General features: G+C 69.5%; 2 protein-coding genes. One reads left to right on the top strand and one right to left on the bottom strand.

The window, feature by feature from the left end; genetic code table 11:
- Positions 1-178, top strand: a 178-nt coding sequence (locus tag EAO76_RS43175; RefSeq protein WP_148841668.1) for a DUF664 domain-containing protein, incomplete at its 5' end; no start/stop codon positions are given.
- Between the two features lie 175 nt (positions 179-353).
- On the opposite strand, the gene EAO76_RS43180 is transcribed toward EAO76_RS43175, so the two are convergent.
- A partial coding sequence (locus EAO76_RS43180; RefSeq protein ID WP_187439060.1) for a TipAS antibiotic-recognition domain-containing protein occupies positions 354-642 on the bottom strand: 289 nt, incomplete at its 5' end.

Genomic DNA, 642 nt, shown 5'->3' on the forward strand with positions numbered 1-642 from the left:
CAGCAACGAGATCGTCGCCGCGGCCTCCCTGGACGACGTCGGCCGACACCCTGACTTCCGCTCCGGCAGTGCCAACCTCCGCTGGATGCTGATCCACCTCGTCGAGGAGACGGGGCGGCACGCGGGGCACGCAGACATCGTCCGAGAGCTACTCGACGGCACGAAGGGCTATTACTAGCGCGGCTCCGCGTAGCGGGCCCTTGCCTCAGGAGCCAGGCCAACACGCCTCACGGCCAATCGCGGGAGAGCCCGTTACCGCTTCCCGAGCAACCGCACAATCGAACATCGCTGGCGCGCCGTGACGCGGCGCAGCCGCCATCGCGGTCCTCCCTCGATGGCGGCTGCGCCGCGTCTCAACTCAGCCGGGTGGTGGCATAGGCCTCGATGGCGTCACGCTGGTACGCGGCCAGGCCAGGAACGATGGCCTCGTACGCGGCGCGCCACGTCTCGTTGTCGACGATGGAGCGTCCGATGGCCCGGTACTCCTCGGTGGAGACAGCGCGCAGTTCGGTCAGTGCCCGGTACTGGGCGTCGATTTCGGTCTGGACCGGGTCGGCGCCGGCCGGATGCCCGGCGGCCATGAGTTCAGCCAACCGGATCATCTGCGCGGTGCGCTCACGGTGCGCGGTGTCGGCATCGGCC

The sequence above is a fragment of the Streptomyces sp. sk2.1 genome (assembly GCF_008120935.1).
Classification (GTDB): Bacteria; Actinomycetota; Actinomycetes; order Streptomycetales; family Streptomycetaceae; genus Streptomyces.